The sequence below is a fragment of the Wenzhouxiangella limi genome (assembly GCF_010499265.1).
In the GTDB taxonomy this organism is placed as follows: domain Bacteria; phylum Pseudomonadota; class Gammaproteobacteria; order Xanthomonadales; family Wenzhouxiangellaceae; genus Wenzhouxiangella; species Wenzhouxiangella limi.
In genome coordinates, this window is record NZ_JAAGSC010000041.1 from 49,521 (window position 1) to 64,429 (window position 14,909).

Genomic DNA, 14,909 nt, shown 5'->3' on the forward strand with positions numbered 1-14,909 from the left:
TCATCGCGTTATCGGCAGCAATGGTGCGCTCACCGGCTATGCCGGCGGGCTGGAACGCAAGCGGTGGCTGCTGGCGCTGGAGGCCGAACTCGCGCTGTCTTGAGTCAGCCCGCTATTGCGGCCCGGGAGGCAGTTTCACTACCAGCGCATCATGGTCGGCGTGATTGGCGTGTTCGCGATCGAAATCTTGTGTTGATCCGAAAGATTTGAATGCATGGATATTGTCCAAATTTTCTGAGTTCGCGAGTCCGGTTTTTCCTTTTTGTACCAGCAAGGATTCGCTTAAACGCCTAGACTGAGGTCCGCATGTGTTATCCGAGAAGGCTTTGGATTTCGATACCTTAAGCGCATTGCGTGAGACTCATGGTGGCTGGCGCTTGCTCGTCGCCGATAGCGCGCCGATGGTAACCAGCTTTTTTTATCGAACATTCATCGAGTCCAACTCGCGCGCCATGGCCGAGGGCGAACTGGTCACCCGGCTCGATGATCATCTGACTGCCATCCGCGAAGTTCACGGCGAGGACAGCTATCCACGCCCGGCTTTGGCTTATCTCAAAGACTGGTCCGATGATCAGCGAGCCTGGATGCGGCGTTATTACGTCAGCGACAGCGACGAGGCCCATTACGACCTCACACCGGCGGCCGAAGCCGCGATTCGCTGGCTGGCCGGACTGGAGCAGCCAAGTTTCGTCGGCGCCGAGTCGCGGCTGTTGACGGTGTTTGACTTGCTGCAGCAGATTGTGCGTGGCACCGAGACCGACCCGGCAGCGCGCATTGCTGAACTGGAGGCGCGGCGCGCGAGCATTGATGCCGAAATCGAGCGCATCCGCGCCGGTGAATTGTCTTTGATGGACGATACCCGCCTGAAAGAGCGCTTCTTGCAGATGGCCGACACAGCCCGCGCGCTGCTGGCCGATTTTCGCCAGGTCGAGCACAATTTCCGCCACCTCGATCGTCAGGTGCGCGAACGCATCACCTGGTTCGAGGGCGGCAAGGGGGAAGTGCTGGAAGAAGTCTTCGGCGAGCAGGATGCCATCGCCGACTCCGACCAGGGCCGCAGTTTCCGTGCCTTCTGGGATTTCCTGATGTCGCCGGCCCGGCAGGAAGAACTGAGTGGTCTATTGGAAAGAATCTTCGAGCTCGAAGCGGTCATCGAACTCAAGCCCGACCGTCGCCTGAAGCGTGTCCATTACGACTGGCTGGAGGCCGGCGAGGTAACCCAGCGCACCGTGGCCCGCCTGTCGCAGCAGCTCAGGCGCTTTCTCGATGATCAAGCCTGGCTTGAAAACCGGCGCATCATGGAATTGATCCGCAGCCTCGAGCGCAAGGCCGTGGCTGTGCGCGAGACTCCACCCCGGCAGCTGGGCATGCAGCTGGACATGCCCGTGCCGGCGCTGAACCTGGTTATGGATCGGCCCTTGTTCAGCCCGCCGCTGCGGCCTGAAATCCTGGCCGATGTGCGGTTGGCCGACGACAGTTTGATCGATGCGCAAGCCCTCTTCGAGCAGGTCCATGTCGATCGTCTGGCTCTGGAAGCGGCCATCCGCCGGGCTTTGCAGCAGCGCGACCAGATCAGCCTGGCCGAACTGCTAGAGCAGCGGCCGCTGACTCAGGGCCTGGCCGAACTGGTCACCTACCTGGCCATTGCTGCCGAGGACGGTGCTGGCCTGATCGATGACAGCACGATCCAGACGGTTGCCTGGACCCAGGCAGACGGTCGCCAGCGTCAGGCCCGGGTGCCTCTGGTACTCTTCTCGCGATGAGCGAATCCGGACCCGATCTCCGCCTGTCGCTGCCGCTGATCGCGCTGTTCAAGGGTGTGGTCTATGCCGACCAGGGCAATGAAAACTGGCAGCGGCTGCTCGATGGCCAGGCGGCCATCCGCGATCACGTGGCCGTGCTGGGTCTTGAACTGATCGTCGATGAGGCCGAAGGCTATGCCTTTTTGCGCCAGCGCCCGGAACAGGAGGAGGAGCATGCCCTGCCCCGGCTGATGGCGCGCCGGCAGTTGAGCTACCCGGTGAGCCTGCTGCTGGCTTTGCTGCGCAAGAAGCTGGCCGAGCATGACGCCGGCGGCGGTGATCTCCGCCTGGTGCTCTCGCGCGAGGACATTGCCGATCTGCTGCGGCTGTTCCTGCCTGATTCGGCCAACGAGGCGAAGCTTATGGATCGGGTCGGCATGGACATCAACAAGGCCGTCGAGATGGGCTTTCTGCGCAAACTTCGGGGCCAGGACGACCAGTATGAGGTCCGGCGCATCCTCAAGGCCTACGTCGATGCGCAGTGGCTGGCCGAGTTCGATCAGCGCCTGGGCGAATATGCCGCTCATGGCGCAGCAGAATAGGCCGATGGAGGGTCTGGCGCTGGATTTCGTGGCCGATGACACCCGTGCCGGCTACCGCCTGCACCGGGTGGAACTGCTCAACTGGGGTACTTTCGACCGCCATGTCTGGCGGCTTGATCCTTCCGGCGCCAACTGCCTGGTGACCGGCGACATCGGTTCGGGCAAGTCCACCGTGATCGATGCCATCACCACCTTGCTGGTCCCTGCTCAGCGCATTACCTACAACAAGGCCGCCGGCGCCGAGGCGCGCGAGCGCAGCCTGCGCTCCTACGTGCTTGGCCACTACAAGTCCGAGCGCGGCGAAGGCGGGCTGAGTGCCAAGCCGGTGGCCCTGCGCGACCACAACAGCTACTCGGTCATCCTCGGCCATTTTTACAATGAGGGCTTCGATCGCCACGTGACTCTGGCCCAGGTGTTCTGGGTCAGCGACACCCGCGGCCAGCCGGAGCGCTTCTATATCGTTGCCGACCGGCCGCTGAGTATTGATGTGCACTTCTCCGGTTTCGGCAGCGATCTGAATGAACTGCGCAAGCGCCTGCGCGCGCTTGAGCATGTCGAGTTGCATACTGCCTTTCCCGCCTACGGCGCCAGCCTGCGACGCAAGCTGGGCAGTGCCAGCGACCAGGCGCTGGAGCTGTTCAACCAGACCGTGTCGATGAAGTCGGTCGGCAACCTGACCGAGTTTGTGCGCGAGCACATGCTCCAGGCTGCCGATACGGCGCAGCGGATCGATGAGTTGATTCGCCATTTCGACGATCTCAACCGCGCCCACGAGGCGGTGCTCAAGGCCCGCGATCAGATCCAGGCACTCAAGCCCATCGTCAAGAATGCCGATGAGCACGCCGAGCGCAGTGCCCAAACCGCCGAACTGCGCGGTTGTCGCGAGGCTCTGCCCCCCTGGTTTGCCAGTCTTCGCATCGAACTGCTCGATCGCAGGCTGAAGGATTTGGCCGCCGAGCAGGCCCGGCTGGGTGACCGCGTGGCCGCGCTCAAGCGCACCCGGGCCGGGCAGCGCCGGCAGCGTGATGATCTGCGCCAGTCGATCGCCGAAAACGGTGGCGACCGGCTGGAGCGCCTGCGCGAGGAGATCGAGCGTCTGCAGGCGGATAAGGCTGAGCGGCGGCGTGAAGCCGAGCGTTACCGCGAGCTGGCCGGCGGCCTGGGCTTGCCCGAGGCGACCGACGCCGACATCTTCCGTGCCAACCGGGTCGCGCTGCAGTCTTTAAGCGACCAGGCCGAGGCGAGTCAGGCCGAGATGCAGAACGAACGCACTGACCAGTCCGTGGCGATGCGTGACCTGCGAACTCGACATGCCGAAGTCGACGCCGAACTGACCTCGCTCAAGGCCCGGCGATCGAACCTGCCCGCGGCGATGCTGGCGCTGCGCGAGCGCCTGTGCGAGGCGCTGAATCTGGCGCCGGCCGAGCTGCCGTTTGCCGGCGAGCTGATCCAGGTGCGCGAGGATGAACGCGACTGGGAAGGCGCCATCGAGCGCCTGTTGCACAACTTCGCCCTGTCGCTGCTGGTGCCGGACCGGCACTACCGTGCCGTGGCCGAATGGGTCGATGCGACCCGTTTGCGTGGCCGGCTGGTCTACTACCGGGTTCGCGAGCTGCGCAGCGCCAGCCCCGAGCGCGCCGCACCCGAAGCATTGAGTCGCAAGCTCGCCATCCGCACCGACAGTGCCCACTATGCCTGGCTGGAGCAGGAACTGACCCGGCGCTTCGATCATGTCTGCTGTCGAGACCTGGACCACTTCGCGCGCGAGACTCGCGCGATCACCAAAGCTGGTCAGATCAAGACCGGCGGCGTGCGCCACGAGAAAGACGATCGGCATGCCATCGATGATCGCGCCCGCTATGTGCTGGGCTGGAGCAATGAAAACAAGATTCGAGTTCTGGCCGAGCAGCGCGGCCAGATCGAAAAGCGCATCCAGGCCGTGGCCGATGCCATCGCCCGGCTGGATGGGGAGCTGCAGGACCTGGCCGGCCGTACGGGCGATCTCAATCGGCTCGACATGTTCGAAGACTACCAGCGCCTGAACTGGCAGGAAGCAGCGACCCGTATCACCGAGCTGGAATCCGAGGAACGTCGCTTGCGCACCGAGTCCGATGTGCTCAAGACCCTGCGTGCCAGTCTGGATGAGGTGGAGCAGGCTAGCGAACGCACCGAGGATGAACTCGAGCAGCGCCAAGGTCAGTTGAGCACCGTAGAGGAGCGTATTCGCAGCGCCGGCGAGGAACGTGAGCAAGCGGTCCTCCTGATCGACGAGCTTGATGCGGCTGATCGCGAGCACTGGTTTGCCCTGCTGGCCGCATGGCGCGAGAAGGCTCTGGCCCAGCAACCGATCAACCTTAACGGCATCGATGCCCGTCAGCGCGAATTCCGGGCCTGGCTCACGGCCCGAATCGATGCCGAGGACAAGGCCCTGGCTCGACTCAACGATCGCATTATCCAGGCCATGCAGAACTTTCATCATCGTTGGCCCCAGGAAGCGCGCGAGGCCGATTGCAGCGTGGCCGCGGCCGGCGAATATCGGCGCCTGCTCGACACCCTGGCCGGCGATGATCTGCCGCGGTTCGAGCAGCGCTTCAAGGCTTTGCTCAACGAGAACACCATTCGCGAGGTCGCCGGATTCCAGGCCCTGCTGCACCGCGAGCGCGAACAGATTCGCGAGCGCATCGAGATCATCAACCGCTCGCTACACGAGATCGATTACGAAAAAGGCCGCTATATCCGCCTGCTGGCCGAAACCGCGCCAGATGCCGACATCCGCGAATTCCAGCAGAAGTTGCGCGCCTGTACCGAGGGGGCGGTGACCGGTTCGGAGGACGCCCAGTATTCCGAGCAGAAGTTCTTGCAGGTGCGCGACATCATCGACCGCTTTCGCGGCCGCGAGGGCACGACCGAGCTGGACCGGCGCTGGACGCGCAAGGTCACCGATGTGCGCAACTGGTTCATGTTCTCGGCCTCTGAGCGTTGGCGCGAGGATGACCGCGAACATGAGCACTATGCCGACTCCGGCGGCAAGTCGGGCGGGCAGAAGGAAAAGCTGGCCTACACCGTACTGGCCGCCAGCCTGGCCTACCAGTTCGGTCTGGAGTGGGGTGAGAAGCGTTCGCGCTCATTCCGCTTCGTGGTCATCGACGAGGCCTTCGGCCGCGGTTCCGATGAGTCGGCGCGCTATGGGCTGGAATTGTTCGGTCGGCTCAATCTGCAGCTGTTGATCGTCACCCCGCTGCAGAAGATCCACATTATCGAGCCATTTGTGGCCAGCGTCGGCTTTGTCCACAATCCGGACGGCAAGCAATCCATGTTGCGCAACCTGAGCATTGAGGAGTACCGTGCCGAGCTGGCCGCCCGCCAGGGCAGCCCGCACTGAGATCCGGATTCTATTGAGTCCAGGGGTTCGTGACCGGTATGCCGCAGTCGGAAAAGTCACGGTCGTTGCGCGTCACGATGCCCCCATCGCGCGAGCGGGCGATAGCCGCGATCTGGCCATCAAACTGGCTGATCGGATGACCGCTGTGACGACGCGCGGCGACGATGCTGGCGTAGGACTTGGCTGCACTGCGGTCAAATGGCAGGATGCGGCTGGCAAAATCTTCCGTCATCATCAGGTTGAATTCTTGGAGGAGTTGCTCGCGTCGATTTCCGGCCGGAAGCAAAGCCAGACCATAGCGGAGTTCCGCTTCGGTCACAGCGGTAGTGAACAGGCTCCCGCCGGCTTGTGCGCCGATCCAGGCCACGACCCGCCCATTCGGCTTCGGTCGCATCAGTTCCGAAATCACGTTGGTATCGAGAATCTGCATGGCGATCAGAGCGAGGGCGGTTCGCGCGTCGGCTCCCGTTCGGGAAGCGTCAGATTGACCCCGCCAAGCGGCGCGAAGCGTGCGCGGATGCGTTCAGCCAGGTTGTCGGGCTCGCCGCTATCCATTGCCAAGGTTGTGCGTAGAAGTTCACGGACTTCATCTTCCATCGATCGCCCATGACGCGCCGCGCGCCGCCGCAGTCGTTCTTTGAGCTCATCGTCGAGCCTGCGAATGGTTATGCTGCCCATGGTGCGTTCCTTTTGCGATGCAATCAATGATTTCGAGAGTCTAGCATCTTTGGTTTGTCTGGCCGATATTCGCTAAGATTCTGGTTGGCAATAGCAAGCCGCTATCCCATGTCCGCAAAACCCTGGACTCGACCGCCTGATCTCATCGCCCAGTTACGCCGGCACTGGGATTCCGGTCGTCTTCTGGCGGAGCGACTGGAGGGGCAGGAGTCGCTGTTTCCGCTCAAGCTCAGGCTGCGCAAGGCCGGCTCGCGCGATCTGGCCGAGGATTTCGATGGGCTGCGTGCATGGGTTGCCGAACTGATCGAGCACTCGCGCGAGCGGCGGGGTTACGGCTATGCCATCGAGTGGCGCACGGTCAATCATCGTACCCGCGGAAGTAACCGTCTGCCGCAAGCGATCCTCGTGCCTAGTGCTGAAGATGCTTTGCGCCTGATCGGCAAGACTGCCGAGGCACGCCGCTTCGATCAGCTGGCCGCGCAGCTGCTGGGCGAGTTTCACGGTTTGCGCGGCTGGCTGGCCCGTCGCCCCCTCGAGGCGCTGAACCGTTTTGATGAATGGCCTCAATTGCGAGCCATCCTGCGTTACTTTTCTGACCATCCCCGCCCCGGTGTTTACCTGCGCCAGCTCGACATTCCCGGCCTCGACACCAAGTTCATCGAGAGTCGCCGAGGCTTGGTCTCGGAGTTGCTTGATGCGGTCCTGCCGGCCTCGGCTATCGATGCATCGGCCACCGGAGCAGCCGCTTTCAATCGGCGCTTCGGGCTTGCCAGTCGCCCGGCACAGGTGCGTTTCCGAATTCTTGATTCAAGACTTGCGGTGCAAGGGCTGACCGATCTGTCCGTGCCGGCCGAGGAGTTCGCGTGCTTGGACCTACCGATTGATCAGGTCTTTATCACCGAAAACGAGATTAACGGGCTAGCCTTTCCGGCCCACCCTCGGTCCATCGTGGTGTTTGGTCTTGGCTATGGCCTGGACCGTTTAGCCGGGATCGATTGGCTGAGGAATGCGTGCTGCTGGTACTGGGGGGACATTGATACCCATGGTTTTGCCATTCTCAATCGCTTGCGGGCGAAGTTGCCGATGGTTCGGTCCTTCCTGATGGACCGCGCAACCCTTGACGCCCACCGTGAGCTCTGGGGCCGCGAGCCGGATGATCGGCGTTTTCTCGGCGAGCTGACTCGGCTGGATGAGGCAGAACAGGCGCTCTACCGCGCTTTGCGTGATGATCTGCTCTCGCCGGGCCTGCGCCTAGAACAAGAGCGCATCCGTTACGTCTGGCTGGCGGCATTCCTGGAACGAGTGCAGATGGCGCGTTGACTGGCTGAAAATGGCACCGTGTAACGGCATGCACCGAATCGACATTCAAACCACTCTCGGACCCATGGTTCTTGCCGCTGGACCGAACTTTTAGCCAATGCGAAGCTTGAGCTCAAGGCCTGCCTGGCCGGTGAGCTCAGCGATTTCGATCTGCCCCTCGCGCAGCAGGGCACGCCGTTTCAGCGCGCGGTCTGGGAATATCTGCGCTCCATTCCCTACGGCCAGTCGGCAAGCTACGGCCAGATCGCCCGCGCGCTGGGCAGACCGTCTGCTGCACGTGCCGTGGGGCTGGCGGTGGGGCGCAACCCGTGGGCCCTGATCGTTCCCTGTCATCGCGTTATCGGCAGCAATGGTGCGCTCACCGGCTATGCCGGCGGGCTGGAACGCAAGCGGTGGCTGCTGGCGCTGGAGGCCGAACTCGCGCCAGCACTCGACCCTGCGGCGGGTGAATTCAGCGCCTGATTACGAGCCGGAATCCAAACAGACTCTGTTCCGGCCGCTGTCTTTGGCCGCATACAGCGCCCGATCGGCCCTTTTCAGCAGGGTCTCGTCGCTTTCACCGTGCTTCAGTTCGGCGACGCCGAAGCTGGCAGTAATGGGCTGGCCTTCGGGCACGGGGTTTTTCTGTACTTGAGCGCGAAGCGCCTCGGCGATGCGCTTCGCATCGCTCGATCGAGTACAAGGCAGAAGAATCAGGAACTCTTCCCCGCCCCAGCGACCGAAGATATCCGTCTGCCGAATACGTGCGCTTACAGTTTCGGTCACGGACTTGAGCACCTGGTCTCCCACATCGTGGCCAAACTGGTCATTGACCTTCTTGAAATGATCCAGATCTAACAGGATCAGGGAAAACGCGCTGGTATACCGATCGGCCTTTCGGGTCTCTGCCCGAAGCGCCTCTTGCAGGGCTCGCCGGTTGGCTATGCCCGTGAGGCTGTCCTGCATCGCGATCCGCGACAACTGGGAATTGGCATTGAGCAGCGCGCTCTCGGTCTCCTTCAACGGGGTGATATCGACCAGCGTGACGACACAACCGGGCCTATCGTTCGGGAAGGCGCACGGGTAAGCGCTGATCTTGACCGAAAGGGCCTGTCGATCAGGGATCTGGATGACGCATTCCCGCTGCTGGAGTTTTTCGAAAACGAGGTCCGACTGCAAAAGGGAACGAATGAACGGCCTGTCCTCCTCAGCAAAGAAGTCCAACAGCAGTCCAGGCTTGGCACAAATTTCATCCGGGCACGCCCTAAATATCTTGCCCAGCGCTACGTTGGCATAAAGCACCTGTTTGCCCCGTCGCACCCAGAACGCGTCCGAAACGCTGTCGGCCACCGCATTCATCAAGGAGTTGATGCGCTCGAGCATGGATATGGCGTGCTTTTGCGGGCGCAAGTCCCGCATGATTGTTGAAAACTGCAGGATTTCACCCGAATAGGGATCGCGGTGTCCGATGATGTGTTGTTCAATCGGCACTTCCACGCCGCTGCTATCGATGATCGCGGTCTCTCCCGTCCAGATTCCACTTTTGACCGCGGCGGGTAGCGCTTCGTGGACAATCTTTTCGAACGCCCAGTCCGGGTGATGCTGCTTGATGAATTGCCCAATGTCGTTCTTGTAAAAGCCGTTTTCGCGCGACTCTTTCAAAACCGCGTCGGTGACTGGCGGGTTTTCGCTGATCGGAATATCCCCAAAGGCATCGCGTCCGGCTTCGTTCAGAAAAAGCGGTCTTCCCTGCACATCAAGAACGGCGACGATATCCGGGGATTGATCGAGCACAGCGACCAGACGGCGCAGCAAATGGCTGTTGCGCCGGTCGCCGGTCAGATCCTGGCAGGTGCCCATCATGGACAGGGGCGCACCGGTCTTCGAAAACTGGACCGATGCGCGGGTCTTTATCACTCGATACGTTTTGTCGGGTCGCCGAATCTCGAATTCGATATCGTAAGAACCCGTGGACAAGCCTTGTTCTATGGCTTTTTCCACGCGCTCGCGATCCTTGCTGCGCACGCTGGCCAGAAAGTCCTGGAAGTTGAGATTGTCTCGCTGTGAGTCGAGGCCAAAAATACTGTAAACCTGTTCGCTCCAAACCACCTGCTCGGTTTGGATGTCCCAGAGCCAAACGCCCAGGTTCGCCAGTTCCAGGGCCTGTTCCAACAACTCGAAGTCCTGGATCTGGCCGATGAAGATGTAAAGCGAGCACGCCTCGTCGGCATAACAGGTTGCAAGGCGGTGGCCGATATATGCCGCAGTGGCCATGCCGGCCCCATCGGCATCAATGGCGAAGCGCTTGAGCGGCTTGCCCCACGACAATTGATCTCCAAAAATTTTTGAAGAAGGTAAGCATTCGTCTCCCTGTCCGGCAGGTAGCTCCAGTATCCTGGGCTCGAGAGTGGACTTGCCCAGTAGTGCTCTACCCTTGCGGTTGGCGTTCCGCACCCGGTCATCAGCTCCCACGATGAACGCCGGGAGGTCGATAAGGTCAAGAGAAATCTGGATAGAAGCCGTGACGAGCGACTGGGTATCCCGCCATGCCTCGATACTACCGCTTACAGCCATTTGGCTCGCCACGACTCCATCGAGGCCGGGCGGTCGAACAGGAAGCCCTGCAGGCGAGTGTCTTCCCAGTCCCTGAAGAATCCGGCGTGGTCGGTTTTCTCGACGCCCTCGGCGACGATGTCGATAGAAAGCTCTCTGGCGATGGAGCAGATTGACCGGCAGATGCTGCGGCTGCTGCGATGAAATGGAAGCCAGCGGACGAATGATCGATCGATTTTGACTTCGTCGATCGGCAGGTCAGCAAGATGACTAAGGCTGGAATAGCCTGTTCCGAAGTCGTCCAGGGAATGTCGAATGCCAAATGCGCGCAGCGTCTTCATGCGCCGGGTGACCGCGTCGAGGTCATTTACGATCGAACCTTCGGTCAGTTCGATCTTGAAAAGTCGAGGGGGGAGCCCGGACTGCACGATACCGTCGACCAGGTGAGTGTTGAACTCGGTGGATAAATATTCCCTGGATTCCACGTTCAGGCTGATTGGCACGGCGGTGCCTGAGGCGAAGGCGGCCTTTTGGAAATCAATCAGCTGGGCGATCAGCTGGCGCGTCAAGCAGCCCATTTTTCCCAGCTGCCGGGCGGCATTCAGGAACACGTTGGGTGGAATCACGGTCTTGTCCGGAGTGACCCAGCGCGCCAGTGCCTCCGCGGCCATCAGCCCGCCCGACTGATCGACGATGGCCTGGAGGTAGAGTTGAATATCGTTGTTTTCGATGGCCCCAAGAAGATCGGATTGCAATGCGCGTTGATGCCTCGACCCGCTTTGCTCTTCGACGGCCAGGATGGCTTCTGCCTGGTCGCCCGTCTTTTTTGCTTTCTTAAGCGCTTGGTTGGCACGCCACATCACGTCCGAAGATGTCTCGTTGCCCTGTATTGGCGCCTTGGTCATACCAATACTCGCACTTGCAGCGGTCTGGCCGCCGGTAATCCACATGGGCCGGTTCAGGTCTCTTTGTAGCTCCGTGACCCAATTGGTCACAGGGCCGGTGACGTCGATATCGGACAGGACGTCGGCGTCGAGTATGATGCCGAATTCGTCGGATCCCAGCCGACCCACAAAGCCATCTTCGCCCACGAATGAAAGAAGCCGCCGGGCGTATTCGCTGAGAAAGCAGTCGGCCTGCTCGGCCCCCACATTGGCATTGAGGGCGTGGAAGTTATCAATGTCGATGATCAGGAAATAAAAATCGGCGGTAGCGCCGTTGGCGGCGACATTTGCCAGTCTTTCCGATATCGTTCTTTGGAGATAATCGCGGTTGGGAAGCTCGGTGAGAGGATCGTAGCTGACCAGCTTTTCAACCTGCCGCTGCTCGCTCTGCTCGTGAGTCAGCAGCTCCTTGAAGGCGATATACCCGATGATGTCGCCGTCCGGGGCCTTGATCGGCGAAATATTGACGTACTCGGCATACTCTTCGCCCGACTTTTTTTTGTTGATCAATATCCCTCGCCACGTCCCCCCTTGGCTGATCGTGGACCAAAGCGTCTTGTAAGTCCAGTCGACGACGCGACCGGAGCGGAAAATATTCGTCCTTTTGCCGATCAGTTCCGCGGCCGAGTATCCGGAAATCTCCTGGCAGCGAGTGTTCGCATAGACGATCGTTCCGGAAACGTCGGTGATGACGACAGAACCATGGAAGGCCTCCAGTGCTTTCTGCCAAACGTCTTCGAGCGCATATGGAGAGATCGGTAGACACTCTCCATCAATTCGAAGATCCGGCTGCTGTTCAATGGGCATAAAAATTCAGCGCTTAGCGCAGTATGTCAGAGGGATCTCTCAGCAAGGGAATGTCCCGGCCGTCAATGACCGCCGTGCCGGCGACCAGGTGGGTGCTGCCGTTTAGACCTTTTGGGATATCGCCGTCGCGCAGTTCATCGAAACTCGGCGCGGCATGAAGGTTGTCGACCAGCATTCCCCAGTGACCGGAAACGTTATCGGTCTGAGGATGAAAAACGACGATGCTGGCTTTTGCCTTGGTCTCAGACTCGCCGATCTTGGCAATGCGATTGAAAACGATGACGGGCAAGTCGCCGTGATCGGTTTGGTACTTAAAGTGCGCCCAGTCCTGCTCGGCTTCAATCGTTCGGGTCGGGTCAAACGGGATGACCCGCTGAACCAGACTGGCCGGTATGGCGTAGGACTGATCGGCGGCCTGAAATTCCAGAATCATGCGTCCGAGTTCAAGCTGGTCCTGGCTTGCGGTGAGTTCTTGAGCGCTTAGAAGGGTCGAAAACATTGGATAACTCCTTGAGTGTTTGGGGGGCGTGGCTTAAAAACGGACAAATCCGGCATCGTCGTCGGCAGCGCTGGCTTGCAAGGGCACTGTGCTCTCGATGGGCTGAGACAGCTGCTCCGGCTGAGAGCGCTGCGGTTCCCGGAAAGCGGCCCCGGAGCTGGCCGACTGTTTCTCGATCTTGAAGAAACCCGCGATTTGTTGAAGTTCTTTCGACTGTGCCGCCATTTGCTCGGCGGTCGCAGCGAGTTCTTCGGAGGCCGAAGCGCTCTGCTGGGTAACCGTTGAAAGCTGCTGCATCGCGCCGCTGATCTGACGTGCCCCGTTGTCCTGCTCGGCAGAAGCGGCCTCGATCTCGGCAATCAGTGAGGATGTCTTCTCGATTTCGGGCAGGATGGCGGTGATCGTGGTGCCGGCCTGTTCGGCCTTTTTCACGCTCTGGACGGCGACATTGCCGATATCCTGGGAAGACTGCTGGCTGCGCTCGGCCAGTTTCCTGACTTCTTCGGCCACCACCGCAAAGCCCTTGCCGTGATCGCCGGCGCGGGCGGCCTCGATCGCCGCATTCAGCGCCAGAAGATTGGTCTTGTAGGCGATGTCATCGATGATCTTGATCTTGTCGGCAATCTCGCGCATCGCCTGAACGGTGGCGGTGACGGATTTCTCGCCCTCGTTGGCCTGGTTGACCACCTTTTCGGCGATCGTGCTGGTGACCTGCGCGTTTTCGGCATTTTGCTGAATGGAGGCGGACATTTCCTCGGCCGAGGCGCTGGTTTCTTCCACGCTCGCGGCCTGTTCCGATGCCCCCTGGCTGAGCTGCTGGGCGCTGGCCGAGACCTGTCCGGAAGCGCCCGACATGTTATCGCTGCCGGCGATCAGCGAGCGGGCGATGTCGACCAGGTGCGTGCGCATGCCCTCGAAGGTCACCGCCAGTTGCCCGAACTCGTCTTTTTGCGCCAGCAGGCGGGGGTCGGCGGAGACGGTCAGATCACCCGATGACACGGCACCGGCAACGCGGCCGCATTCGCTGAGATCGGCGCGGAACTTGCGGGCGAGGATGATCCCGAGCACCGAGGCCAGGATGAACCCGATCACGATGGCGGTGATCTGGTTTCGGGTCGCGGCGCTTTGCACCGAGCGACCCTGGTCGACCGACCCGGCGACCTCGATGCCGATGTTGTTCTTGAGCTCGTTGAGCAGGTTTTCGATGGTCGACGAAAGCGGCACCAGCTGACCGAGCACGATTTCGGTCGACTGCGCGAAAGGCGCATTGGCCTCGATCGCCGTTTGTGACATCTCGGAGAGGGTGGAGATCACGGAATTGGCCGCCGGCTCCATGCGCCCGGAGAAGATGGAGAACGCCTGCTCGCGGTTCCCCGATCCGACCTCTTGTGAAACATCACCCATGGCGCGGTGGAACTCATCGTGATCGGCTCGCGCCTGGGTCAGGTATTGCTGGAGCTGGGGGTTGGTCGTCTGGAAGCTGTCCAGCCACTGGCCGAACGCGCATTCGGTCGATTCGACAAACTCGAACGCGTCGAGCTGGTAAACGCCCTTGAGGGTGCGCACTTCGGCGGCCAGGTGGTCGCCCCTGAAGGACTCGAGCTCACGCGCAAGCTGGAACGGGTTCGCGATATCGTTTTCGGCGATGTCCTGCTGCAGCCCGTCGATGACCCGGCCCTGGCTTTTGTAGGTCTCGATTTCGGTCGCGATGTCGTCGACGAACTGGCGGCTCTGGGCGCTGATGTCCTGGGATTCCAGCGAGTCAATGAGCTCGGCGATCTCGTCGATGCGCCCGTTCTTGCGCTCGATAATGCGGCGACGCTCGGCTGGATCGAGCTCCGGACTGAGCAGCAGCCGGAAGTAGCCGTCCAGCGCCATCTTGTTCTCTCCGAGGGATGAGATGGTCTGGACCAGCGGCAGGTCATCTTGGGCGACTCGCTCGAACTGGTTGCCTATCAGGCCAAGGGCGCGTAGCGAAAGCAGGCCCATGATCAGGATCACGATCAGAATAATGGCGAAACTGAGATAGATTTTCGTTTGGACATTGAGGTTCTGGAGGTTCACCGCGGGTTCCTGCAAGCATTTGTTCGGGAGGGCTCGACCCGGTCGATCCGGGGCGCGCTGCTTATTGAATTCGAAGCGTCATGCTATCTGCGGCCGTAAAATCAAGGCAATAGCGATCTTTGGTAAACCTTTGTCGCTTAATTGCTGACGAGGCTGTACGCAGTTGACTGGTTGGCCCGGCTTCGCCGACGGTTTGAGATGGGCAGTCGATCGAAAGGGATTGATATCAAGCTTCGCTGCCCCCTTGAACGGAGCCTCGCGACAGGGAAGGGAGGCTCGCGACAGGCACCGCCAGGTTTTGCTTGTCCTTCAGCAACCGTCATTTTATTCACTTGAGGT

General features: G+C 60.8%; 12 protein-coding genes. 6 read left to right on the plus strand and 6 right to left on the minus strand.

The genetic code is table 11. The annotated features are described in order from the left end of the window. The first annotated feature begins 10 nt into the window (after positions 1 to 10). From G3I74_RS08955 to G3I74_RS08970, 4 genes are all read left to right on the plus strand, one after another. Positions 11 to 103, plus strand: coding sequence for a hypothetical protein (locus tag G3I74_RS08955; protein WP_338063099.1), 93 nt, complete (start codon positions 11 to 13; stop codon positions 101 to 103). Between the two features lie 205 nt (positions 104 to 308). Further along, the gene (locus G3I74_RS08960; RefSeq protein ID WP_338063087.1) at positions 309 to 1,763 is read left to right on the plus strand and encodes a DUF3375 domain-containing protein; all 1,455 of its coding nucleotides are present in this window, start codon (positions 309 to 311) and stop codon (positions 1,761 to 1,763) included. Continuing rightward, positions 1,760 to 2,344: a DUF4194 domain-containing protein gene (locus tag G3I74_RS08965; RefSeq protein ID WP_164211258.1), complete on the plus strand. Its 585-nt coding sequence runs from the start codon at positions 1,760 to 1,762 to the stop codon at positions 2,342 to 2,344. Before G3I74_RS08960 ends, G3I74_RS08965 begins: the two co-directional genes overlap by 4 nt. Further along, a complete protein-coding gene (locus G3I74_RS08970; RefSeq protein ID WP_239056804.1) occupies positions 2,328 to 5,726 on the plus strand; it encodes an ATP-binding protein in 3,399 nt (1,132 codons plus the stop codon). The genes G3I74_RS08965 and G3I74_RS08970 overlap by 17 nt, the downstream gene beginning before the upstream one ends. 10 nt (positions 5,727 to 5,736) lie before the next feature. Here the strand turns inward: G3I74_RS08970 and G3I74_RS08975 are convergent, their stop codons facing one another. Both G3I74_RS08975 and G3I74_RS08980 read right to left on the minus strand, forming a co-directional pair. Continuing rightward, positions 5,737 to 6,156, minus strand: a complete 420-nt coding sequence (locus G3I74_RS08975; RefSeq protein WP_164211259.1) for a type II toxin-antitoxin system VapC family toxin — start codon at positions 6,154 to 6,156, stop codon at positions 5,737 to 5,739. A 5-nt stretch (positions 6,157 to 6,161) separates the two neighbouring features. After that, complete coding sequence (locus G3I74_RS08980; protein ID WP_164211260.1) at positions 6,162 to 6,404, minus strand: FitA-like ribbon-helix-helix domain-containing protein; 243 nt, start codon at positions 6,402 to 6,404, stop codon at positions 6,162 to 6,164. A gap of 108 nt (positions 6,405 to 6,512) precedes the next feature. On the opposite strand from G3I74_RS08980, the gene G3I74_RS08985 reads away from it, so the two are divergent. Beyond that, on the plus strand, positions 6,513 to 7,724 hold the full coding sequence (locus G3I74_RS08985; RefSeq protein WP_164211261.1) for a DUF3322 domain-containing protein: 1,212 nt from the start codon (positions 6,513 to 6,515) through the stop codon (positions 7,722 to 7,724). A gap of 150 nt (positions 7,725 to 7,874) precedes the next feature. Next, positions 7,875 to 8,186, plus strand: coding sequence for a methylated-DNA--[protein]-cysteine S-methyltransferase (locus G3I74_RS08990; protein WP_420823075.1), 312 nt, complete (start codon positions 7,875 to 7,877; stop codon positions 8,184 to 8,186). Here the strand turns inward: G3I74_RS08990 and G3I74_RS08995 are convergent, their stop codons facing one another. From G3I74_RS08995 to G3I74_RS09010, 4 genes are read right to left on the minus strand one after another with little or no spacing between them, the layout of a single operon-like run. Continuing rightward, complete coding sequence (locus tag G3I74_RS08995) at positions 8,187 to 10,277, minus strand: diguanylate cyclase (protein WP_164211262.1); 2,091 nt, start codon at positions 10,275 to 10,277, stop codon at positions 8,187 to 8,189. It abuts the gene before it with no gap. After that, a complete protein-coding gene (locus tag G3I74_RS09000) occupies positions 10,268 to 12,007 on the minus strand; it encodes a putative bifunctional diguanylate cyclase/phosphodiesterase (protein ID WP_164211263.1) in 1,740 nt (579 codons plus the stop codon). Before G3I74_RS09000 ends, G3I74_RS08995 begins: the two co-directional genes overlap by 10 nt. A gap of 13 nt (positions 12,008 to 12,020) precedes the next feature. After that, a complete protein-coding gene (locus G3I74_RS09005; protein WP_164211264.1) occupies positions 12,021 to 12,506 on the minus strand; it encodes a chemotaxis protein CheW in 486 nt (161 codons plus the stop codon). Positions 12,507 to 12,539: 33 nt separating this feature from the next. Further along, complete coding sequence (locus tag G3I74_RS09010; RefSeq protein WP_164211265.1) at positions 12,540 to 14,570, minus strand: methyl-accepting chemotaxis protein; 2,031 nt, start codon at positions 14,568 to 14,570, stop codon at positions 12,540 to 12,542. Positions 14,571 to 14,909: the final 339 nt, after the last annotated feature.

Bases quoted from the DNA above. Each gene is read 5' to 3' on its own strand.
- G3I74_RS08975 (WP_164211259.1), bottom strand. From the start codon at position 6,156: ATGCAGATTCTCGATACCAACGTGATTTCGGAACTGATGCGACCGAAG.
- G3I74_RS09000 (WP_164211263.1), bottom strand. From the start codon at position 12,007: ATGCCCATTGAACAGCAGCCGGATCTTCGAATTGATGGAGAGTGTCTA.
- G3I74_RS08980 (WP_164211260.1), bottom strand. From the start codon at position 6,404: ATGGGCAGCATAACCATTCGCAGGCTCGACGATGAGCTCAAAGAACGA.
- G3I74_RS09005 (WP_164211264.1), bottom strand. From the start codon at position 12,506: ATGTTTTCGACCCTTCTAAGCGCTCAAGAACTCACCGCAAGCCAGGAC.
- G3I74_RS08985 (WP_164211261.1), top strand. From the start codon at position 6,513: ATGTCCGCAAAACCCTGGACTCGACCGCCTGATCTCATCGCCCAGTTA.
- G3I74_RS08995 (WP_164211262.1), bottom strand. From the start codon at position 10,277: ATGGCTGTAAGCGGTAGTATCGAGGCATGGCGGGATACCCAGTCGCTC.
- G3I74_RS08965 (WP_164211258.1), top strand. From the start codon at position 1,760: ATGAGCGAATCCGGACCCGATCTCCGCCTGTCGCTGCCGCTGATCGCG.
- G3I74_RS08970 (WP_239056804.1), top strand. From the start codon at position 2,328: ATGGCGCAGCAGAATAGGCCGATGGAGGGTCTGGCGCTGGATTTCGTG.